1 protein-coding gene is annotated in these 807 nt (G+C 49.3%); it reads left to right on the top strand.

Annotation, left to right across the window (positions count from 1 at the left end):
* The coding region (locus QUA83_RS19045; protein WP_333295122.1) for a calcium-binding protein at positions 1-807 on the top strand (807 nt) is incomplete at both ends.

The raw sequence follows: 807 nt of genomic DNA, 5'->3' as shown, positions 1-807 counted from the left end.
TTTTCACTGGTTCTGCGGTTGATAACCTCACTCTGATTGACTTCGATGATCAGGGGGGAGGGAATAACACTAGCCTGATTAGCCTGAATGCTACAGCCGGGACAACCTATCAAATTGCTGTTGATGGTTGGATTTCTAATACAGGTTCGATTCAACTTAATATTGCACCCGCCAATATAAATGGCACTCCTGGCCCTGATAACTTAACGGGAACTCCCAATCCAGATACCATCAATGGATTGGCCGGCAACGACACCATCAATGGATTGGCCAGCAACGACACCATAGATGGTGGCGACGATAACGATCGTTTAGACGGAGGACTCGGACTCGACCAACTTAGAGGGGGATTGGGTAACGATATTTTCGTTGTGGATAATGTAGGGGATGTCGTCACTGAACTTCCAGCTCAAGGAACCGATTTAGTGGAATCTGGCATCACCCACACCTTACGTCCAAATGTTGAAAACCTGACTTTAACAGGCACCGCACTGATTAACGGCACCGGAAATACTCTAGCCAACGTCATCACCGGCAACACCGCCAATAATACGCTCAATGGCCTTAGCGGAGCCGACCAACTTAGAGGCGGATTGGGTAACGATATCTACATTGTGGATAATGCCGGAGATATCGTCACTGAACTTGCAGCTCAAGGAACCGACGAGGTGCGCTCAACCGTGACCCACACCTTACGTCCAAACGTTGAAACCCTCCGTTTAGGAGGCAGCGCACTGATTAACGGCACCGGAAATACTCTAGCCAACGTCATCACCGGCAACACCGCCAATAATACGCTCAATGGCC

Origin of the sequence: Microcoleus sp. K1-B1 (genome assembly GCF_036704705.1) — a bacterium.
Classification (GTDB): Bacteria; Cyanobacteriota; Cyanobacteriia; order Cyanobacteriales; family Microcoleaceae; genus Microcoleus.
Note: the sequence above shows the minus strand (reverse complement) of the source record. Positions and strands in the feature narration are given on the sequence as shown.